The 21,194-nt window shown below is 70.2% G+C and carries 16 protein-coding genes; 8 read left to right on the top strand and 8 right to left on the bottom strand.

The features are described from left to right. The first annotated feature begins 1 nt into the window (after position 1). Positions 2–400: an NUDIX hydrolase gene (locus tag BCF44_RS55370; protein ID WP_170217392.1), complete on the top strand. Its 399-nt coding sequence runs from the start codon at positions 2–4 to the stop codon at positions 398–400. Here BCF44_RS55370 and BCF44_RS08060 read toward each other — a convergent pair. Then, on the bottom strand, positions 397–1,197 hold the full coding sequence (locus tag BCF44_RS08060; protein WP_116173477.1) for a family 1 encapsulin nanocompartment shell protein: 801 nt from the start codon (positions 1,195–1,197) through the stop codon (positions 397–399). The two genes, BCF44_RS55370 and BCF44_RS08060, sit on opposite strands and share 4 nt — an antisense overlap. Beyond that, on the bottom strand, positions 1,194–2,225 hold the full coding sequence (locus BCF44_RS08055; protein WP_116173616.1) for a Dyp-type peroxidase: 1,032 nt from the start codon (positions 2,223–2,225) through the stop codon (positions 1,194–1,196). Before BCF44_RS08055 ends, BCF44_RS08060 begins: the two co-directional genes overlap by 4 nt. Before the next feature lie 533 nt (positions 2,226–2,758). Between BCF44_RS08055 and BCF44_RS08050 the strand changes: the two genes are divergently transcribed. After that, positions 2,759–3,811: a polyprenyl synthetase family protein gene (locus tag BCF44_RS08050; RefSeq protein ID WP_116173476.1), complete on the top strand. Its 1,053-nt coding sequence runs from the start codon at positions 2,759–2,761 to the stop codon at positions 3,809–3,811. 115 nt (positions 3,812–3,926) lie between these two features. Then, the gene (locus BCF44_RS08045; RefSeq protein ID WP_116173475.1) at positions 3,927–7,343 is read left to right on the top strand and encodes a glycoside hydrolase family 3 C-terminal domain-containing protein; all 3,417 of its coding nucleotides are present in this window, start codon (positions 3,927–3,929) and stop codon (positions 7,341–7,343) included. A gap of 274 nt (positions 7,344–7,617) precedes the next feature. Here BCF44_RS08045 and BCF44_RS08040 read toward each other — a convergent pair whose 3' ends face one another. Further along, the gene (locus BCF44_RS08040; protein WP_170217391.1) at positions 7,618–10,611 is read right to left on the bottom strand and encodes an ATP-binding protein; all 2,994 of its coding nucleotides are present in this window, start codon (positions 10,609–10,611) and stop codon (positions 7,618–7,620) included. Positions 10,612–10,686: 75 nt separating this feature from the next. Between BCF44_RS08040 and BCF44_RS57445 the strand changes: the two genes are divergently transcribed. After that, on the top strand, positions 10,687–11,322 hold the full coding sequence (locus BCF44_RS57445; protein WP_246014883.1) for a LuxR C-terminal-related transcriptional regulator: 636 nt from the start codon (positions 10,687–10,689) through the stop codon (positions 11,320–11,322). 9 nt (positions 11,323–11,331) lie between these two features. Here BCF44_RS57445 and BCF44_RS08030 read toward each other — a convergent pair whose 3' ends face one another. The 4 genes from BCF44_RS08030 to BCF44_RS54685 all read right to left on the bottom strand — a co-directional run bounded on the left by BCF44_RS08030 (position 11,332) and on the right by BCF44_RS54685 (position 15,508). Continuing rightward, positions 11,332–11,907, bottom strand: coding sequence for a hypothetical protein (locus BCF44_RS08030; protein ID WP_116173472.1), 576 nt, complete (start codon positions 11,905–11,907; stop codon positions 11,332–11,334). Between the two features lie 127 nt (positions 11,908–12,034). Further along, positions 12,035–14,014 carry a HelD family protein gene (locus tag BCF44_RS08025; protein ID WP_116173471.1) on the bottom strand — a complete coding sequence of 660 codons (1,980 nt, stop codon included), beginning with the start codon at positions 14,012–14,014 and terminating at the stop codon, positions 12,035–12,037. 205 nt (positions 14,015–14,219) lie between these two features. Further along, positions 14,220–14,771 carry a hypothetical protein gene (locus BCF44_RS08020; RefSeq protein ID WP_116173470.1) on the bottom strand — a complete coding sequence of 184 codons (552 nt, stop codon included), beginning with the start codon at positions 14,769–14,771 and terminating at the stop codon, positions 14,220–14,222. A 164-nt stretch (positions 14,772–14,935) separates the two neighbouring features. Continuing rightward, positions 14,936–15,508 (bottom strand): TetR/AcrR family transcriptional regulator, encoded by a 573-nt coding sequence (locus tag BCF44_RS54685; protein WP_170217390.1) that lies wholly within the window; start codon positions 15,506–15,508, stop codon positions 14,936–14,938. A gap of 61 nt (positions 15,509–15,569) precedes the next feature. On the opposite strand from BCF44_RS54685, the gene BCF44_RS08005 reads away from it, so the two are divergent. The 4 genes from BCF44_RS08005 (at position 15,570) to BCF44_RS07990 (ending at position 19,959) form a co-directional block, all read left to right on the top strand. Continuing rightward, the gene (locus BCF44_RS08005; protein ID WP_116173469.1) at positions 15,570–16,712 is read left to right on the top strand and encodes a MalY/PatB family protein; all 1,143 of its coding nucleotides are present in this window, start codon (positions 15,570–15,572) and stop codon (positions 16,710–16,712) included. Further along, positions 16,702–17,604 carry an RNA polymerase sigma factor gene (locus tag BCF44_RS08000; protein WP_211352929.1) on the top strand — a complete coding sequence of 301 codons (903 nt, stop codon included), beginning with the start codon at positions 16,702–16,704 and terminating at the stop codon, positions 17,602–17,604. The genes BCF44_RS08005 and BCF44_RS08000 overlap by 11 nt, the downstream gene beginning before the upstream one ends. Before the next feature lie 54 nt (positions 17,605–17,658). Next, complete coding sequence (locus tag BCF44_RS07995) at positions 17,659–18,465, top strand: alpha/beta fold hydrolase (protein WP_116173468.1); 807 nt, start codon at positions 17,659–17,661, stop codon at positions 18,463–18,465. Positions 18,466–18,585: 120 nt separating this feature from the next. After that, a complete protein-coding gene (locus tag BCF44_RS07990; protein ID WP_116173467.1) occupies positions 18,586–19,959 on the top strand; it encodes a PI-PLC domain-containing protein in 1,374 nt (457 codons plus the stop codon). A 133-nt stretch (positions 19,960–20,092) separates the two neighbouring features. On the opposite strand, the gene BCF44_RS07985 is transcribed toward BCF44_RS07990, so the two are convergent. Further along, a complete protein-coding gene (locus tag BCF44_RS07985; RefSeq protein ID WP_147328428.1) occupies positions 20,093–21,061 on the bottom strand; it encodes a hypothetical protein in 969 nt (322 codons plus the stop codon). Between the last annotated feature and the right edge of the window lie 133 nt (positions 21,062–21,194).

Genomic DNA, 21,194 nt, shown 5'->3' with positions numbered 1-21,194 from the left:
CGTGATCGAGACCGTCGCGCTGGTGCACGTCCGTGACGAGCGGGTGCTGCTCGTCCGCACCCACGGCCGCAAGGCCTTCTACCTGCCCGGTGGCAAGTACGAGCCGGGGGAGACCGACCTGGCGGCCCTGACGCGGGAGGTGGCGGAGGAGATCGGCTGCGCGCTGCGGCCGGAAACCGTGCGCCCGCACGGCGTGTTCGAGGGCGACGCGCACGACCGGCCGGCCGGCACGCAGGTGCGGATCACCTGCTACACCGGGGAATTCGACGGCGAGCCGGCGGCGAACTCGGAGATCGCCGAGTGCGGGTACCACACGTACGCGCAATACCGCGCGATGGCGGAGACGGCGCCGGTCGTCCACGCCATCGTGGACGACCTGCACCGCCTGGGCCGGATCTAGGCCTGGAGCGCGACGCCGGCCTCGCCGGTGTGCACCTGGAAGGTCAGGGACTCCTGGAAGTACAGCTGGATGCTCTCGGCGTCGTGCGAGAGGTAGCCGATGGACAGGTCCTGCCCGAGGTGCAGTTCGTAGTCGCCGCCGCGGGCGGACAGCAGGAACGCGCCGTCGATCGCCGGCGCCCAGATGATGTCGCCGCCGTGGATCACCCGAGCCAGGTGCTCGCGGATCGGGTAGCCGTGATCGGTGGTCTCCTCGACGGCGGTGTAGGCGTCGGCCGACAGCAGCAGGCTGTACGGGCCGTCGACACCGGCCAGCCGTAGCGCGCTCAGCGCCTGCGCGACGACGTTCGGGTACTCGCGGACGTCCGACGGCAGCGTCAGGGCGTCGTTGGTGGTCGCGGCCCGCACGCCGGCGATGTCGGCGCCGGCCAGGCCGTTGAAGATGGCCCGGTCCTCGACGAAGGCGATCTGCTTGGCCGCGTCCTTCACCGGGTCCCAGTCGGCGTCCTTGGCCCCGCGCTCCACGTCGTCGACCGCCCGCCGGCTGACCGTGAACGGCACCCGGATCTCCACGATCGGCTGCACCTCACGGCGGCGCAGCAGCACGCCCTCGGTGGCCTCGTTCACCTGGACCAGGTGGCCGGTGCCGACCGCCGACAGCGTCTCGCCGGCCGGTCCGACCAGGTCCACCACGCGGCGGCCGGCGACGTGGCGGGTGAACGTGCGGCGCGCCTCCGCCTCGATGTCGGCCCACGCCGCCTCGGAGATCGGCGCGAGTTCCCGATGCAGGTTGTTCACGGTGTTCGACTTCCTCTCGGGCGTTGGCTCCCCTTCAGACTGCCGACGCGCAACGAGAACGTCACCGGTTCGGCGGGCTGCTCGTCCTGGGAAAGCTCGGGTTCGGGCGGTTCCTCCAGGAAATCCGCCGTCGGCACGAAGAACAGCGTGCCGGTGACCGCGGTGGAGAAGTCCAGCACGCGGTCGGTGTTGCCTTCGGGGCGGCCGATGAACATGTTGCGCAGCATCGTCTCGATGACGTCCGGGTGGGCCGCGTAGCCGATGAAGTAGGTGCCGTACTCGGCGCTGCCGACCCGCCCGAACGGCATGTTGTCGCGCAGGATCTGGCGTTCCTCGCCGTTCTCGTCGGTCACCGTGTTCAGCGCCACGTGCGAGTTCGCCGGTTTCACGTCGTCGGCCAGTTCCATGTCGGCGAGCTTGGTCCGGCCGATGACCCGTTCCTGCTCCTCGGTCGACAGCTCGTGCCACGATGTCAGGTCGTGCAGGTACTTCTGCACGATCACGTAGCTGCCGCCGGCGTAGGCGGGGTCCTGGTCGCCGATCGTGACCGCCTCGGCAGCCTCCCGCCCGGTCGGGTTCTCCGTGCCGTCGACGAAGCCGAGCAGGTCCCGGCGGTCGAAGTACTTGAAGCCGTGCACCTCGTCCACGACCGTGATCGCCTCACCCAGCCGGGTGGTGATCCGGTCGGCCAGCTCGAAGCACAGGTCCATCCGCCGGGCGCGGACGTGCAGCAGCAGGTCGCCGGGCGTGGCCGGTGCGGTGTGCCTGCCCTGGAGTTCGACGAACGGATGCAGGCCGGCGGGCCGGGGGAGGCCCGGATAGAGCCGGTCCCAGGCGTCCGAGCCGATGCCCACCACGCAGGTCAGGCCGCCGTCGGGGATGCGGAACCCCACCGACCGGGTCAGCCCGGCCACGTCGCCGAGCACGTCCAGGGTCGCCTGCTCGCCGCCGTCGGCCACCGTCGCCACCAGGAAGATCGCCGCCTCCGTCAACGGCGTCAGCACCGGCTGCGGCTCAACACTCGCCATGCCGGTGATCATAAGCAGCCCTCGCCACCCCGGCGAGTCGCGCTCTCGGGCACACCGAATGTAAGTCTGACGTACATGTCCCGGACTTACATTCGCACTGTCTGAGAGCGCGACTCGCCGGGGTTACAGGTACGTTCGTATATGTCGGTGGGCCCTGGGGCTTTTTCTCGGCAGTGCCTTCGGACGTTCGGCGGCGGGACCGTGCACGGCCCGCCCCGAACCAGGGGGTATGGCATACGCTGGGGAAACGGCGGGTGTGCCCCCCTACGTTCCACAACTACGCGTTTACCCAGTCTGGTTGTCGTATGCGGCGGCCCCCGTAGGTAATTATGGGCATCGACCGGTGGACGGGGGTACCCGAACCTTCTTGCGGGGGGTTCGACCGCTGGAATACATTTCGCCAGCACAAACACTGGGGTGGTCGGACGAACTGGCGGGAATGGTTCCACCGAACTCGGATCCGTCCATGAATTGTCCGAATCCGTGCCGGGCAGCGGCGTCGCTGTAGCCAGTCTCTAACCGTGGAGGCAAGGGTGAACCAGTTAAGCACGCTCGACCGTTTCCAGACCGACCTCGACCGGATCCGCCGCCGGGTCGACCAGCAATTGTCCGCGCTGTTCGAGCGGGCGCTGGTCGACGGGATCGGTCCCAGCATGTTCGGCCTGTCCGAGCTACGCGGCATGGCGCTGGCCGGCGGCAAACGGATACGCCCGGCCTTCGTGCACTGGGCGTTCGTCGCCGGCGGCGGCGACCCCGAGGACAACTGCGCCATCGACGCCGGCTCCGTGCTGGAGATGCTGCACACCTTCGCGCTGGTACACGACGACGTGATGGACGAGTCGGCGACCCGCCGTGGCATGCCGACGCTCCAGGTCACCTTCGCCGAGCGGCACCGCGCGCTGGGCATGCGCGGCTGCCCCAAGCGCTACGGCGAGAACATGGCGATCCTGTTGGGGGACTTCGCCTTCCTGTTGTGCACGGAGCTGGCCACCACGCTGCCCCGGCACGCGCTGCGCACCTTCTACTGGTCGGCCACCCAGCTGATGCACGGCCAGTACCTGGACCTGGAGACCACCGCGTCGGGCGAGTTCAACAGCGAGATCGCCGCCCGCACCGCGCTGCTCAAGACCGGCAGCTACACCGTGGAGGGGCCGCTGCTGATCGGCGCCGCGCTGGCCCCGCGCGGCCCGGAGATCACGCCGTCGCTCCAGGTGTACGGCCGCGCCATCGGCCAGGCCTTCCAGCTCCGCGACGACCTGCTGGACGTGTTCGGCGAGGAGGCCGAGACCGGGAAGCCGGTCGGCGGCGACATCGTGCACCACAAGGCGACCCGGCTGCTGGACATCGTCCGCCACCGCGCCACCGGCCGCGACCGCGAGCTGCTGACCCGGTTGGAGGCCAACGACATCGATCTGGCCACCGTGCGCTCGCTGCTGCTGCGCAGCGGCGCCGTCGACGAGCTGGAGTGCAAGATCGAGGCACTGGTGGCGCAGGCGGTCGGCGCCCTGGACGAGGTGCCGATGGCGGCACACGGCCGAGACTCGCTGGTCGATGCGGCGCACTTCGCCTGCCACCGCAGGTGGTGAGCGGAATCGGTACCGTGACCGGTTCCGGACAATTCGGCCGGGTCGCCTTGTCTGTCGCGTAGCCACGTCGTAAGAACCATTCAGCGAACGTGGTCGCGGCAGGCAAGGGGGCCTCATGCGGGTACTGCGAAGAGCGTTGGCCATCGGCGTCGTGCTCGTCATCGGCACGGCGATCCCCGTCCCCTCGAGCGCCGATCCCGGCGGCTCGAACCCCGCGTGCCCCTGGGTGGGCTCGCACGCACCGGTCGACGTCCGAACGTCGCAGGTGCTCAGGCAGATGACCCTCGACGAGAAGATCACCATGGTGCACGGGGCCGCCGGCTCCGCCTACACGGGCTTCATCCCCGGCGACGCGCGGCTGTGCGTCCCGGCGCTGAAGTTGCAGGACGGACCCGTCGGCGTCCGAATGGCCGACACCACCCAGCTTCCCGCGGCCGCCGACCTCGCGGCGACCTTCGACCCCGCGCTTGCCCGCGGCTACGGCCAGGTCATCGGCGCGGAGGACAAGGCCAAGGGCGTCGACGTCGACCTCGGGCCGACCGTGAACATCGTCCGCGATCCCCGCTGGGGCCGGGCCTTCGAGAGCTACAGCGAGGACCCGTACCTGACCGGGCAGATCGGCGCCGCCGACATCGAGGGCATCCAGTCCCAGGGCGTGATGGCGCAGGTCAAGCACTACGCGGTGTACAACCAGGAGACCAACCGCAACACCGTGTCCGACAACGCGGTCGTCGACGACCGGACCGTGCACGAGATCTACACCGCCGCGTTCGGGGCGATCGTCGACCAGGCGCGGCCGTCGTCGGCGATGTGCTCGTACTCGTCGATCAACGGCGTCTACGCGTGCGAGAACGCGTACCTGAACAACATCCTCAAGAACCAGTTCGGCTTCGACGGCTTCATCACCTCCGACTGGGGCGGCACGCACAGCACCGCCGCCTCCGCCAACGCGGGCATGGACATGGAGATGCCCGACGGCACGTTCTTCGGCGACGCGCTGCGGACGGCCGTGCAGAGCGGAAAGGTGCCGCAGAGCCGGGTCGACGACATGGTCACGCGGATCATGCGCGAGGAGTTCCGGTTCGGGCTGTTCGATCACCCGTCGCCGGACACGCCGACCGCCGTCGCCTCCACGCCCGCGCACGTGAACACCGCGCGCAAGGTCGCCGAGGACGGCGCGGTCCTGCTGAAGAACCAGGACAACGTGCTTCCGCTGGACGCTGACAAGGTGCACTCGATCGCCGTGATCGGCGACGGGGCCGGCAAGGACGCCCTCACCGCCGGCGGCGGCAGCGCGGTCGTCGCCGGCACCGGCACTGTCACGCCGTTCGACGGCATCAAGGCCCGCGCGGGCTCGGCGGATGTCCAGTACGCGCAGGGAAACCTCAGCCCCAACGGCCAGTTGCCGACCATCGACAGCTCGTTCTTCACGCCGCCGTCGGGCACTGGACACGGCCTTCAGGGCGAGTACTTCAACAACAAGACCCTGGACGGAGCGCCGGTGGTCACCCAGACCGACCCGACGGTTTCCTATGACTGGACCGGAAAGTCGCCGGTGCCCGGGCTGTCCACGACGAACTACTCCGTGAAGTGGACGGGCACGCTGCTGCCGCCCGCCACCGGCACGTACACATTCGGCCTGTCCAGCGACGACGGCAGTCGACTTTTCATCAACGGCAAGGAAGTCATCGACAACTGGCGCGACCAGGCCAGTCACACCGAGACCGCCGCGGTCGACCTCACCGCCGGCACGCCCGCGCAGATCGAGGTGGACTACTACCAGTCCGGCGGCGACGCGACCGTCAACCTCGGCTGGGCGCAACCGAATCAGGACCTGCTGGCGCAGGCCGTCGCGCTGGCCGCCAAGTCGGACGTGGCGATCGTGTACGCCAACGACTTCGAGTCCGAGGGCAGCGACCTGGCGAACATCGAGCTGCCCGGAACGCAGAACCAGCTGATCGACGCGGTCGCGGCCGTCAACCCGAACACCGTCGTCGTGCTCAACACCGGCTCCGCGGTCACGATGCCGTGGTTGGACAAGGTGAAGGGCGTGTTCGAGGCGTGGTACCCGGGGCAGGAGGCGGGGAACGCGATCGCCGCCCTACTCTACGGTGAAGCCAACCCGTCCGGCAAGCTGCCGGTCACCTTCCCGACCGGGCTGGACCAGGTGCCGGCCTCGACCGCCGCGCAGTGGCCCGGCGTGAACGCGCAGGTGCAGTACTCCGAGCGGCTGGACGTCGGCTATCGCTGGTACGACGCCAAGAACCTCACGCCGGTCTATCCGTTCGGATACGGCCTGTCCTACACCACCTTCCAGTTCTCGCACCTGCGGGTGGACGGCTCCACGCTGCGGGAGGACGGCAAGATCCGGGTCAGCGCCGACGTCACCAATGCCGGGAGGCGCGCCGGCGCCGAGGTGGCGCAGCTGTACCTGAGCGATCCGGCTGCCACTGGGGAGCCGGCGAACCAGCTCAAGGGCTTCCAGAAGGTGGATCTCGCCCCGCGGCAGACCAAGCGGGTCACCTTCGAGATCTCCGCGCAGGCCGCGTCGTACTGGAATTCAGACGCCCAGGCATGGACTCTGGGCGTCGGCAAGTACACCGTCCACATCGGAGACTCGTCGCGGAACCTGCCGCTGTCCGGCGGTTTCCGGGTCGACCGCACCTCCGGTCCGCGCTTCACCAAGGTCGCCGCCCCGGCGTCGGCCCTCGGCGGAACCACGCTGTCGGTGACGACGACGTTCACCAACGGCGCCACCGAGGACGTTCGGGACGCCGCGTTGTCCTTGACCGTGCCCGCTGGTTGGAAGGCCACCGCCACGTCGCCGTCGCAGTTCCGTACTGTCCATTCCGGACAGTCGGTGTCGACGACGTGGTCGGTGAGTGTCCCGGTTGGTGCCACGCCCGGCTCGGCGTCGCTGAAGGGCGGCACTCGTCACCAGGGTTCGGGTCGTACCTCACCCGGTGACGGCTCGGCCGTTGTGCAGGTGGCGTACCAGAATCTGGCCGCCGCCTACACGGATGTCGGCGTCAGCGACGACGCCGACGCCGCCCTGGGCAACCTGGACGGCTCCGGCTACAGCTATTCGGCGCAGGCGCTTGCCACCGTCGGTGTCACGCCCGGTGCCTCGGTCGGCGGCTTCACCTGGCCGAATGTGCCGGCGGGGCAGGCGAACACCGTCACCACCGCCGGGCAGTTGGTGCAGGTCGGCGGTCCCGGCGGCACGTTGTCCTTCCTCGGCACCGGCACCAACGGCACCCAGTCCGGCACCGTGACCGTCACGTACGCGGATGGCACCACGTCCACCGGGACGATCACCTTGGCGGACTGGTACTCCGACGCCGCGGTGCCGGGGTGCACGCTGGTCGTGACCGCCCCGTACTGGAACCGACCCGCCGGCAGCACCTTGCCGGCGAACCATCCGGTGAGCCTGTACGCCACCTCGGTGCCGCTGACCGCGGGCAAGCAGGTCGCCTCGATCAGCCTGCCCAGCAACGCGCGGCTGCACCTGTTCGCCGCGGCCATCAGTTGATGCGCCCGGACCGCCGGCGGTCCGGCCCGAAAGGTGGCTGAACCCGTCGGCTCGCCGGCGGTCCAGCCACGAAGGAGGCCCGGACCGCTGGCCCGGGCCCCCGAAATGAACAGCCCCCGAATCAATACTAGTCGGAGGGGCTGACACTTCGGTCCGAGCGACAGCGGCCACCCGCCCGCTCAAACCGAATTGTCAGCCCCCTGTGGTTGGATTGATTCGGGGGCTGCTCTGCACGCCGGGGGGAACCGCCGGACCGCTGGCCACCCCCATCGGGTCAGCGGTCCGGCGTGTAGACGCACTGGAAACCGGTCGAAATGGTACTGTCCAACACCGCCGCCACCTCCGGGGCAACCGCGCGGATCACATCAACCGCGCGCTTGATCGCCTTGCGCACCGACGTCCGCGCGCGCTCGGCGGGCCCGGTGAAGCTGCGGCTGCGGCCGCCGAGCCCGGTGGTGGCGTCCAGTTCGGCGGCCAGGGCGTCCAGTTCCCGCCGCAACTCCTCTGCCCGCGCCGGCTCGGCGTCGGGGATCTGTCCGGCGATCTCGTTGGCCCGGGCCAGATACGCCGCCCGGGCGCGATCGTCCAGAATGGACTGGTCGGACGCAGCCTCCGCGCCGCCGTGAGCCAGCTCGACGGCCGGGATCGACACGTCCGGGTGCGCGAGCAGCCGAGCCAGGTGCTGCATGCCGATCAGGTCGTCGACGAGCACCTCCCGGCCGGGAAAGCCGACCAGCCAACGGGTGTCCTGACGCCGCATCGCGACGTGCCGAGACGTCCGACCGGCTGCCCAGGCCGTGGCCCGCTGCCGCATGCCCATCGCGGTCGCCTCGTTCACGGCGCTGTCCAGCAGCTCCTCGGCGGCACGGTGCTCGCCCTGTCGGCGCAGCACCGTGGCCAGATCGGCCTTGCTGCACGCGGTCATGGGCCGGTTGCCCAGCCGCTGGTTCGTCGCCACGGCCCGCCGCAGGTGCCCGACGGCCCGGTCGAGATCGCCGAAGGTCGCGGCGGCGATGCCCAGGGTCCGTTCCGTGGAGCCGAAACAGACCACGCCCAGCGACGGCATCGTCGGCTGCTCGGCGAACGGCAACAGCAGGTCGTACGCCTGCCGCGCCACGTCGGCGTCGCCGAGCGAGGCCGCCGATTCGACGATCGCCAGCATCCCCGACAGCCACGTGCTCGACCGCGGCAGCGCGTCCATCCCGGCCACCGTGAGCCGGGCCAGCGCCGATCGCGCCTGGTCGTGCCGGCCGGCATCGGCGGCGAGATGGGCCACCGTGGCACGGAAGGTGAACTCGGCCTCGATCAACGTCGGCGAGTTGGCCATCTCCACCGCGAGGTCGAGGAGTTCGGCGCCACGCCCCTGCAACCACCGGATGGCCAGCAGATGCGCGCCGTAGTAGGCGATCGCGTCCGCGTCGCCGACCTCGTTGCCCAGGGCCAGGCACCGCCCGGCCTGCTCCTCGGCCTCCTCCAGGCGCCCGGCCCTGATCAGCAGCATCACGTCCAGTGCGGCGACGATGAACCGCACGCTGTGGCAGTCCAGCATGTCGGCCCGGTTGCGCAACTCGGCCAGCGACCGGTCCGCGCGCGGATCCCCGAGGTGGAACAGGTCGACGGTCTGCCAGCACAGCCCTTGCAGGGCAAGGATGTCGATGCCGGCAGCCGCCGCGACCGCCATCAGCTCCTGGGCGATGACCAGCCGTTCCCGCACGTGCTCGGGCGTCAACAAGGCGTGATGGCACAGCGACAACGCCTCCGCCAGCGCGCGATCGTCGTTCAGCAGCCGGATCTCGTCGACGGCCTTGATGACCTCGGCCACCGGACCGCCGCTGTACACGAGCTCGGCCGCCAGCCGCAGCTCGAGCCGGCACCGCAACGTCACCTCCTGCTCCGACAGTCCGGCGAGTGCTTTCCGCTGCACGCCGAGCATGCGGTGCCGTTCCAGCTGATCACGGCGCTCGTTGAGCCAGATGCCGCCCAGTCCCAGCGCCGTCTGTGCGTACAGCACCGGGTCCCGCTCGTCCTGCGCCGCGTCCGCCGCCCGGTCGAACAACACCCTCGCCTCCGCGAGGCGGCCGGACGCCAGCACCGCGTTTGCCCACTCCAGCAACAGTTCCGCCGACGGCTCGCCGAACTCCGCCGCCCGGGCCAGCAGCGATGCCGCCTGCTCGTACGAGAAACGCCGCACCATCGTCGCCGCCGCCGACCGACACACCTCCACCGCCCGCCGGGCATCCGCCGCCGACCGCGGCGCTGCGTTCAGCGCGTGATGTGCCTTGCGGGCACTGTGCTTGACGATGTCCACCGCACGGGCGTGCGCGTCCAGCAACTCTGCCCCGGTGAGCTGCGACAACGCCGCCTGCCGCACGAGGTCGTGGCTGAACTCGAACGAGTCCGTGCCGCCGGTCGTCACCAAGCCGGCCTGTACGGCGCATTCCACGGTGTCGATCACCTGCGCCGGCCGGACGTCCAGCAGCGCCGCGACCTCCGCCGACGACACGGAGTCGCCGAGGATCGCTCCGACGGCCAGCAGCCGCACGGTTTCCCCGGTGAGCTGCGCGAACGACTGCTCGATGGCCTCCCGGAGCCCACCGACGAAGTCGGCCGCGCCGAGCGCGACCAGCCGGCGCAGGAACAGCGGGCTGCCGTCGGTCAGCCGGTGGATGGTGTCCGTCAGCGGGCTGTCGAGCCGCTCGATCCCGTTCGTGACAAGGTAGTCGTGGGTCTCGTCGAAGTCGAAGGGCCGCAGCGCGATCGGCAGCGCCTCGTCGCCGAGGTCGGTGATCGGCAGCCCGGGCCGGTGCGTGACGACCAGGACCAGCGGCAACCGGTGCAGCGCCTTGGCGATGAACCTGGTCAGCAGCAGCGCGCCCGGGTCCGCCGCGTGCAGGTCGTCGATCACCAGCATCGTCGGGGCGTGCTCCAGTGCGTCGGCCAGCCGGTCGCACACCGCCTGGAACCGCGAAAACCTTGCCGGATCAACGTTCTCCGCGTCGGAACTGAGCAGCGCGGCCGTCTCGGGCCCGCACAGCTCGGCCAGCAGCGGCTGCCACGGCCACAACGCCGGCGCGCCGCCGTCCGACCAGCAACGACCCCACAGCACCCGCAGTCCCGCCGCTTTCGCGCGGACCGACGCCTCCTCACACAGCCTCGTCTTGCCCACCCCGGCCGGGCCGCTCACGGCCACCAGACGCCCCCGGTCGGTGTCGCGCCACGCGTACTCCAGACGGCGCAACTCCGCTGTCCTGCCGACGAATCGGTCCACACATACAGATGAGCCGGGCGAACCCGACAAGATACGTGACACGCGATGGCACATGCCGTGTCACGCCATCGGGATATGACAAGAGTTCTGCTGGCCGACAGTCAGCCGGTGTTCGTCGACGGTCTGTGCACCCACATCGCCCACACCCCCGACCTGGAGGTCGTCGCCGTCGCCGGCACCCACGACGAGCTCGTCGACACGGTGCGCACCGCCGGCGCCGAGGTCGTCGTTCTCGGTATCGGCCCGGACCTCGTCGAGCGCGTCGCCGCGTCCGCCGCCGTGCTGGTTGTCAGTGCGTCGCAACACTTCGAGGACATCACCGCCGCGATGTCGGCCGGCGCCGCGGGCTACATCACCAGGCAGTCCGGGCCGGAGGACATTCTCACCGCGATTCGCGTGGTGGCACGGGGCGGGCTCTTCGTCACCGCCGATCTCGCGCCGCTGGTGCGCCGGCAGATCGGCGGTTCGCGGGTCGACTCGTTCTTCCCGCAGTTGACGCGGCGTGAACAGGACGTGCTGGAAATGCTGGTGCGGGACGCCGGCACCAACGCCATCGCTCGGCACCTCGGCATCACCGTCAAGACCGTCCGCAACCACGTGTCGAACATCCTGGTCAAGCTGCCGGCGCGGACCAGAACCGAAGCCGCTTGGCTGGCAAGGGAAAAACTCCGCGTGCGCCTCCCGACGCACGCGGAGCCCGTTACCGGCTGATCAGCGGGTTCAGCTGATGACGATGTGCACCCAGGCGTTGCCGACACCCTTGCACTGGTCGCCGGTGCCGTCGTCGTGCGAGTAGTACCCGTTGTCCGAGTAGCCGTCGTCCTGGTAGCCCAGCACCAGCGAGCCGCCCGAGCCGCCGACCGTGAACGTGCGACCCACCGCCGTCCAGAGCTGCACGTTCCCGGTCGCGCCCGGGATGGTGATCGTGCCGTGGTACAGGCCGTTGTCCGAGGACGGGTTCACGTACCGCTTCCAGGTCAGGCCGTGGCCGCCGGTCTGCACGCAGCCGCCCGCGTCGACCGTCACGTGGTCGCCGGGCAGGAACTGGATCGTCGGGTACGTGGTGTTCGGCGCCGTCACGATCGGCTCGTGCACCCAGCAGTCCAGCGGCAACGTGCGGCCCGTGCACCCGGCGTCCGCCAGCTTCGGCGACACGGCCAGCGCGTGCTGAACCGCCACCTGCCGCGCGTTCTGCGCGGTGTCCGCGGTCGCCGACGGCGCCAGCACCGTCAACGCGGCCACGGCCGCCGCCGCGAGTCCGACGAACGCCCTGGTGAACATCTTGCGGTTGACCATGTTCGATCGCTTTCTTCCGGATCGGATGGTGACCGCTGAACCTTCTGCGCCCGGCGACCCGGGCGTCATGGGCCTGCCGTCCCGGCCGGCCGGGAACTCGCGCGCCCAGGCTGTTCGGGGTAGGGGTCTATGCGCCCAGTTCCGGCGGCAGCTGCCGCTCGTGCAGCAGGGTGAGCCGCGAGATCGCCCGGGTCAGGGCGATGTAGAGCAGGCGCCGGCCGTCGGGGCCGGAGCCGGTGATCTCGGCCGGTTCGATCAGCACGACGTGGTCGAACTCGAGGCCCTTGGCGAGGCTGACGGGCACGAGGGAGATCTTGTGGTCGGAGCCGTCCTCGTGCGGTAGGCCGGTCTCGATGCCCTCCTTGGCCAGGTGCTTGCGGACGGCGGCGAAGCGGTCGTCGTCGAGCACGATGCCGACGCTGTCGGGATGGTGTTCCGTGGCGCGAAGGACGTGCACGAGTTCGGCGGGCACGTCGTCGCAGGCGACGGTGGTCAGGGCGCCCGGCACGTGCCGGCCGGAGACGGTCGGCGGCAGGTCGGGGGAGATGGTCGGCAGGAGGGCGTTGGCCACGGCGATGATCTCACGCGGCACCCGGAAGCTCGTGGTCAGCCGAACCAGATCGGTCGTCACGCCGAGATGCGCCGCCACCGCCTCCCAGCTGCCGGCCGCCCACGCCGTGGTCCGCTGGGCCATGTCGCCGAGCAGGGTGGCGGAGCCGGCGCAGCGGCGCATGATCGCCCGCAGCTGGATGGGGGAGAGGTCCTGCGCCTCGTCGATCACCACGTGGCCGTAGCGGTCGGGCGGGGCCATCAGGCCGGCGATCTCGTCGATCAGGAACCGGTCGGCCACCGACCACTTGGCCCGGCCGACCGACACCGGCGCCGTCGGCCACGACAGGATCGCCTGCTCGTCGGCGGTCAGGATGCCGTCGGCGGCGCGGCGCAGGACATCGGCGTCGGTGAGCAGGGCGAACAGCACCTGTGCCGGCGTGGCGTTGGGGAAGATGCCGCTTGCCAAGTCCCGCAACGACTTCGCGCGGATCAGCCGCCGGGCCTCGCCGTCGGTGAGGGCGTGGCCGCGTTCCTCCAGGTTGCGGCGGACGTGGCTGACCGCGCGTTCGATCAGGTGCTCGCGGGCCCTGGTCAGCGGCACCTGTCGGTCGACCAGGTCCGAGCAGAGCTCGGTTACGACGTCCGGCGTGATCCGCACGTACGGGCTGGTCTCGCGGACCACCACATCCTCGGTCGGCGGCCGGAGGCCGGACCAGACCGCCCGGCGCAGCACCTCGGCCATCCGTGCGTCGCCCTTCAAGGCCGCGACCTGCGGCTCTTCGGCGACTGGTTTCTTGCGGTCCGTGACCAGGCCGTCGACCGAGCTGTGCACGACCTGGCTCTCGCCGAGCGTCGGCAGCACGCGGCTGATGTAGCGGACGAAGAGGTCGTTCGGGCCTACGACCAGTACGCCCTCGCGGCGCAGGCGGCTGTGTTCGTAGAGCAGGTAGGCGGCTCGGTGCAGGCCGACCGCGGTCTTGCCGGTGCCGGGGCCGCCCTGCACGATCAGCGTGCTGGCCAGCTCGGTGCGGACGATCTCGTCCTGGTCGGGCTGGATGGTGGCGACGATGTCGCGCATCGGGCCGTAGTGCGAGCGCTCGATCTCGGCGATCACCAGCCGGCTCAGGCCGGTGTCGCCGGTGTCCTCGGTGAGCGATTCGTCGTCGAAGCTGGTCAGCGTGACGCCGTCGAAGCCGAAGCGCCGGCGGCGGGTCACCTCCATCCGTCGGGACGGCGTCGCCCGGTAGAACCGGGCCGCCATGTCCGTGCGCCAGTCGATCACCACCGGCTCGTCGCGCTCGTCGCTGACGTAGCGGCGGCCGATGTAGCACGGTTTCGGCTCCGGGCCGTCGATGCGGCCGAAGAACAGCGGCGACTCGTTGGCGTCGCGGAGCTGATCGGCCCGCCACTCCAGCCATTCCACCATCAACTCGTCGCCCGGACGCCTGCGCGCCCGCGCCGCCAGCTCCCGCAGCTGCTCGCGGCTGTGTTTCAGGCAGACGTGGGCGTGGTCCAGGTAGTCCCGTTCGGACAGCAGCTCTTGTTCGGCGGTCACGGCTTCCCCCTCGTCCGAATTCGCGGCGGACGAGGATAGTCGGCGGCGGACGTCCTGGGAAAGCGAATTTCGCAGCCCCCGAATCAATCCAAGCACGAGGCGCTGACAGTTCCTCGGATTCGGCCTCGACCAGGGCGTCCGTCACCCGGAACTGTCGGTGGCCCATGGTTGGATGGATTCGGGGGCTGCTCGGATCGCCCGGCACTCAGTCCGTGCAGCTCCATTTCAGGTCGCCGTCGAGGGTGGGGGCGTCCGCGTCGTAGATCGCCTGGGCGTGGGTGAATGTCAGTTCGCCGGATCCGTCGGCCGCGGTCTTGAGCACGGGTTGGGAGATCGCGCCGACCTGGTAGCCCTTGGAGTTGCCGCCGGTGTGCACGACGACGTCGCCGGAGAACTCGGACGGGTCATAGGCGCCGGGGCCGTGGTACTGCTTGATGCTGATGCTCACGTCGATCGTGGACCCGCCGCTGGTGATGGTCGCGACCGGCGGCAGCTGGTACTGGCCGGCGACGCCGAGGCCCTTGCCGCCGTTGCCCTTGGCGCCGACCTCCTGGCAGCTCCCGCCGAACACAGGCATGTCGGAGTCGCGCCAGTCGACGTCGGCGCTGGCGGCGCCGGTCAGGTGCAGGTGCCCGCTGTAGGACCGCTGGTGCTGGTCGCCGGTGTCCGGCGCTGGTGTGGAGGACCCGCCCGCCGCGGTGGCGCAGCCGGTCAGCAGGAGGGGAAGCGCCAACAGGGCGCGGAGGCGGGTCGTCACGGGATGACTCCATGGCTCGGGGGAACGCTGAGCCGCGAGCCTGACCACGTCGGACCGGCGCAGCATCGGGGAAATCCCTATCCGCGCCACTGTCGGCACCTTTGTCGGCCGGGCGGTCGAGCAGCGGGAACCGGCGTCGGCACTCCCGGCCGCCCGGAGGGGCATCAGACGAGCAGGCGCGTGAACACCGTGGTGAAGAAGTCGTCGAGGGGCTCGTCGGTCTTGACGGTCTTGGCCCGCAGCAGCGCGCCCTCCCAGGCGTCCAGCACGAACCGGGCGAGCATGTCGGTGTCGGCGTCGACGGTGAGCTCGCCGGCCTCCCTCGCGGCGCGAAGGGTGTCGGCGATGCCCTCGGCCCAACCGCCGAGGCTGGCTCGGACCTGGGCGCGCATGAGCTCGCTGTGGTCGGAGAGCTCCTCGCCCATGTTGCCGATCATGCAGCCGCGGGTGTAGCCGTTGCCCACGAGCACGTCGCCCATCACCCGGAACTGGGCGCGCAGCTTCGCCAGCGGCGTCAGCGCCGGATCGACGACGCCGTGCCATCCGGCCTCGGCGGTGTACTTGGCCACGACCTCGACCGCGAGCTCTTCCTTGCTCTTGAAATGGTTGTAGAACGACCCCTTGGGCACGCCGGCGGCGCGCGTGATGGTGTCGACCGAGCAGGCGGCGTAGCCGATGCGATGGAACTCGCCGAGCGCGGTCTCGACGATGACGTCGCGGACGCTGTGACGGGGCATGCCTCCAATATGACTAGTCGTCTTGGTCAAGTCAAACCCCGCGCCGGGTGAGAATGGCGGCATGACCGACCTGCTCCCCGTCGAACCCCTGCACCGGCTGCGCGAGCGTCGAAGCGCGAAGTGGCGCGCGTACGGCCCGGAGGTGCTGCCGCTGACCATCGCCGAGACGGACTTCGCCCTGGCCGACGCCGTCCGGGAAGCGCTTGCCGACGCGGTCGGGCGCTCCGACACCGGCTACGCGATGCCGACCGACGGCCTCGGCGAGGCGCTCGCGGGGTTCGCCGACCGGCGCTGGGGCTGGCAGATCGACCCGGAGGCGGTCACGGCCGCGACCGACGTCAGCACCGGCGTCGTCGAGGTGCTTCGGCTGGTCACCAAGCCCGGCGACCGGGTGGTGATCAACACACCGGTCTACCCGCCGTTCTTCGACTGGCTCGACGAGGCCCGCACCGAGCTGCACGACGTGCCGCTCACTCACACCGAGGAGGACGGCTGGCGGCTCGACCTGCCGGCCCTTGACCGGGCGTTCGCCACCGGGCCGGCGGCGTTCGTGCTGTGCAACCCGCACAATCCGGTCGGCCGGGTGCACTCGCCGGAGGACCTGGCCACGGTCGTCGAGCTGGCGACCAGGCACCAGGTCCCGGTGATCAGCGACGAGATCCACGCCCCGCTGGCGCTGCCCGGCGCGACCTTCACGCCGTTGCTCACCGTGCCCGGCGCCGCCGAGATCGGCGTCTCCGTGGTGTCCGCGAGCAAGGCGTTCAACCTCGCCGCGCTGAAGTGCGCCACCGTCGTCACGGGCTCGCCACGAATGCGGGACTTGGTTGCACAGATGCCACCAGACACGCGTTGGCGCACCGGCCACTTCGGCGTCCTCGCCACCATCGCGGCCTACACGCACGGCGACGCTTGGCTGGAGCGCCTCCTCGCCACCCTCGACGACCGCCGCACGCTGCTGACCAAACTGGTGCGGGACCGGCTGCCCGAGGTGAGCTGGCGGCCTCCGCAGGCGACGTACCTGGGCTGGCTGGACTGTCGCGGTTTGGGCAGCGGGACGGTGCCGCGTGACCGCTTTCTGGCCGCCGGAGTGGCGCTGGAGCCGGGTACGAGGTTCGGTGAGCACAGCGGCTACGTCCGGCTGAACTTCGGCACCAGCGCCGAGGTCCTGGAGCTGGCCGTCGACAGGATGGCGAGTGCTCTCTGACGTGGAACTGGTCCGGGCCGCCCGCGACGGCGACGTGGGCGCCCTCGGGCTGCTGCTGACCCGGCACGAGGCCGGCATGCGGGCGGTCGCGCTGGCGGTCCTCGGCTACGGCCCGGACGCCGAGGACGCGGTGCAGGACGCCTCGCTGACCGCCCTGCGCCGCATCGGCGACCTGCGCGAACCGGAATCGGTCGGCCCCTGGCTGCGGATGATCGTCCGCAACGAGTGCCGGATGCGGCTGCGCGCGGCTCGGTCGGTGGTGCCGGTGGCCGAGCCGCTGGCGCCGGCCGATCCGATGTCGCCGGAGCGGATCGTCGACGATCATGCCTCGCGGGACTGGATCTGGCACGCGATGGGCGAACTCACGCCTTCGCTGCGTCAGACGCTGCTGCTGCGCTACTTCACCACCGTCACCACGTACGACGAGATCGCCGAGGTCCTCGAGGTGCCGGTCGGCACCGTGCGCAGCCGCCTCAACCAGGCGCGCGGCAAGTTGGTGGAGTCGCTGCGGGCCACCGCCGACGTCGCGCACGCCGATGCCGGCGCGGCCAACACGGCCAGCACCCGCGAGGCCGTCGAGACGTTGGAGGTCGCCGAGCGCGGCGAGTTCCCGGCGCTCGTGCACGACCGGTGGCTGCCCGAGACGGAGATGATCGCCGGCAACGGCCTGCGCGGCGGCCGCGACCTGCTCGTCCACGGCATGGACAAGGACCTGACCGACGGCGTTCACCAGCGGCTGCGGTACGCCGTCACCAGCTGCGACGTGACGGTGTGGGAGATGGACCTGATCAGCCCGCCGGACGACCCCGAGCACTGCCCGCCCGGCGTGATCTGGGTGATGACCCGCCGGGAGGGCCGGTACGGCAAGCTCCGCCTGTACCATCCGCTATGACGGGGATCACTGGCAACCGGTCGAACTTTCCGATCGAGTTCGCATCTTGCCGGCATGACCATCACCACCCATTCCGTCACGCTCGACGGCGTCGAGCAGCGCTACCACGTCGCCGGCAACGGCCCGGTCTGCCTCGCCCACTCCGGCGGCCCCGGCATCGCCTGGGACTACCTGCGCATGCGACCGCTCGAAGAGCACCTGACCATGGTGTACGTCGAGCCGATTGGCACCGGCGAGTCAGGGCGGCTGGCCGCCGACACCGACTACACGCTCGACAACTACGTCCGCTACCTGCACGTCGTCGTCGAAGACCTGGCCGCCGGCCCGGTCGCGCTGCTGGGCCACTCCCACGGCGGCTTCGTCGTGCAGAAGTACGCCCTGGCGCACCCTGTCGACGCGCTGGTGCTCTACGACACCTCGGCCCGCACCGGCGCCGAGTTCTTCGGCGATGCGGTGGCCAACATCCAGCGCCACGGCCAGAAGATCCTCGCCGCGTTCACGTCCCAGCACGCCGAGATGACCAACGACGAGCTCACCGACGTGCTGCGGACGATCATGCCGGCCTACTTCGCCGACTGGCGCGTGGAGTTCGAGCCGCTGCGGGCGGCGATGCGCATCTGGAGCGGGCCCTCTCGCGGCCAGGACGTGCCGTTCGACGTCCGTGAGCAGTTGTCGGCGCTCGACGTGCCGGCGCTGGTCGTCGTCGGCGAGGACGACTTCATCTGCGGTCCGCGCTGGGCCCAGGAGCTGCACCGGGCGCTGCCGTCCTCGCGGCTGCGGGTGATCGAGCACTGCGGGCACATCGCGCACGTGGAGCGGCCGGACGTGTTCTATCCGGAGGTGCTCAAGTTCCTCTCGTGACCGGGGCGGCGGCGGGGCACTGCGGTGCCCCGCCCGTCACGAAATGTTCATGGCCTCGTCGGCCGGTCACGGGACAGGATGGGCTGCGCCCCGACCGTTTCGGCCCCGTGAGGACGCTGGATGAACCGCCTCGGCGCGTACCTGACCGCCCTGACCGCCGCCTCCGCCCTGGTCGCCGGCCCGCAGACCGGCCAGCCGTTCGTGGACTCGCTGTTCCTGGCGACGCACAACAGCTACTCCGGCAACGTGGACGGCGCCAAGAACTCGATCCCGTACCAGCTCGACCACGGCGTGCGGTTCGTCGAACTCGACGTGCACGACAACGGCTACGCCGCCAACCACGACTACTCGATCGGCCACAGCAGCCCCGGCGATCTGGTCGACCACAACGGCAATCCGGCGTCCAACCTGCTGCGCGACTGGCTGAACATGATCGCCGGCTGGTCGAACGCGCACCCGACGCACGCGCCGCTGGTGGTGATGCTCGACCTGAAGGACGACCTCACCGACAACCCGAACTTCGCCACCGGCAACCTGACCGCGCTGAACGCCGAGCTCCAGTCGGCGTTCGGGTCGAGCCTGCTGCACCCCGCCGACTACGTCGGCTCGCCGTCGGTCGACTCGCTGCGCGGCCGCGTTCTGACGCTGCTGTCCGGTGACAGCGGCACCCGTACCGAGTACAAGCGGGACGTCGGCTACCACCCGGCCGTCGCCGTCAACGGCCGTGGCCGGATCGTCGAGGTGCACGACTCCGGGGGCGGCGCTTTGTGGTACTGGACCGGGACTCTGGGCGCCGACGGCACCGTGACCTGGCTGCGGCACGGCAAGTACGACAGCGGTGTCACGCCGGCCGTCGCGCTGAACGACGCGGGGCAGCTGGTGGAGGTGCACCAGTCGCAGACGGCCACCACGCTCTGGTACCACGTAGGCCAGCTCGGCGCCGACGGCGAGATCACCTGGCAGGACAGCCATCAGTACGACAACGGCGTGACGCCGACCGTGGCGTTCACGGGTTCCGGTTCCCTGCTGGAGGTGCACAAGAGCCAGAGCAGCAGCCAGAACTGGACGTGGAACGGGGTTCTTTCCGGGGCAACGGTTTCGTGGAGCGGCAACGCCAAGACATCCAGCGCCCTGCTGCCGAAGTCGTCGGCTCGGGGTGTCACCGTCTACACGGGTGCTGACGGCCCGACCGAGGCATCGACCCTGCGGTACACGGATTCCGGTGTGACCGGCGGTCGGATCCGTTACCAGCAAACCGCTTTCGACGAGTTCCAGGACGGCGACAACGCCGTTCTCCAACAGGGGGCGCTGTTCTACGCCGCTCCCGCCACCGACTCGTCGTTCATCGTGGCCGGCCGCCAGTCCGGGCACCTCGTCCGCGGCTGGGACTTCGACTCCGCCGGCGACGCCACCACCCCCTTGGCCAACTACCCCGCCACCAACACCCCCTGGACCCCCTGGTACCAGTCCCTGGTATCCGCCGCCGTCCAGTGAACCCCCGCGAGTCGCGCTCACAGACACACCGAATGTAGGTTTCAGGCAGGTTCTGACGCAGGGAAGGACGCCTTACCCTCGTTCAACGCGGGTAAGGCGTCCTTCCCTGCATGAGGGGCCCAGCTCGAAGTGATCAGCTGCCGTTCGGTGACGACGCGTAGAAGAGGCGCTGGTCGGTGTCCCCGCCCTTCCATGCCGCGTAGAGCTGGCCGGCGAACGCGGTGGCCGACGGGCTGTCGCTGCTGCCACCGCCGAACTGTGCCTGAGCGGTCCAGTTCACGCCGTCGAACGACGAGGCCGTGTACAGGTGCTCGTCGCTGTCCGCGCCCTTCCACACCGCGTAGACCCGGCCGTTCAACGAGGCCAGCCCCGGCGACGTGCTGGATGCGCCAGGGATGATCGATTGACCGGTCCAGTTGGCGCCGTCGGACGAGGACGCCGTGTACAGCTGCTCATCGGTGCCCGCGCCCTTCCACGCGGCGTAAACCCGACCGCCGAGGGCGGTCAGACTCGGCGCCGCGCTGGTGCCGCCGCCGAACTGCGCCTGCCCGGACCAGTTCACGCCGTCAGCGGTCGAGGCCGTGAACAGTCGCGAGTCGCTGCCGGCGCCTTTCCAAGCGGCGTAAAGAATCCCGTTGGAGGACGCCAGTGCCGGGCTGTCGCTGCTGCCGCCGCCGAAGCCCGCCTGGGTGGTCCAGTTCACGCCGTCGCTGGTCGACGAGTAGAACAGCCGCTGGTCAGAGCCCGCGCCCTTCCACGCTGCGAACAGCCGGTTGCCGAACACCGCAAGCGTCGGGCTGGTGCTGCTGCCGCCACCGAAAGTCGCCTGCGTGGTCCAGTTCACGCCGTCGCCGGTGGACGAGTAGAACAGGCGCTGATCGCCGTCCGCGCCCTTCCACGCTGCATACAACCGACCGTTGAGCGACGCCAGGCTGGGCCCGGAACTGCTGCCGCCACCGAAGGTCGCCTGCGTGGTCCAGTGCGGGGCGACGACCGCCGCGGCGGCCGGCTGAACCGCCGCCGAGGCCGTCGCGGGGCCGATCAACGCGGCGACGGCGACGGCCGCGATGGGCACGGCTCCGAGGATTGTCTTCTTGCTCAACACGTGTCGCTTCTCCCCAGTGATCAGATCGCCGCGCTGAGTGCGCGGCCTGATCACAATGTTCAAGCGTCACAGGGAGTTGCGTCCACGGCCGCCGCCAGGGTCTGCCCCATCGAGCGAGAACCCGTTGGCA

The sequence above is a fragment of the Kutzneria buriramensis genome (assembly GCF_003387475.1).
GTDB lineage: Bacteria > Actinomycetota > Actinomycetes > Mycobacteriales > Pseudonocardiaceae > Kutzneria > Kutzneria buriramensis.
The sequence above is the reverse complement of the archived record's forward strand: the minus strand, read 5'-3'. Positions and strand labels throughout refer to the sequence as shown.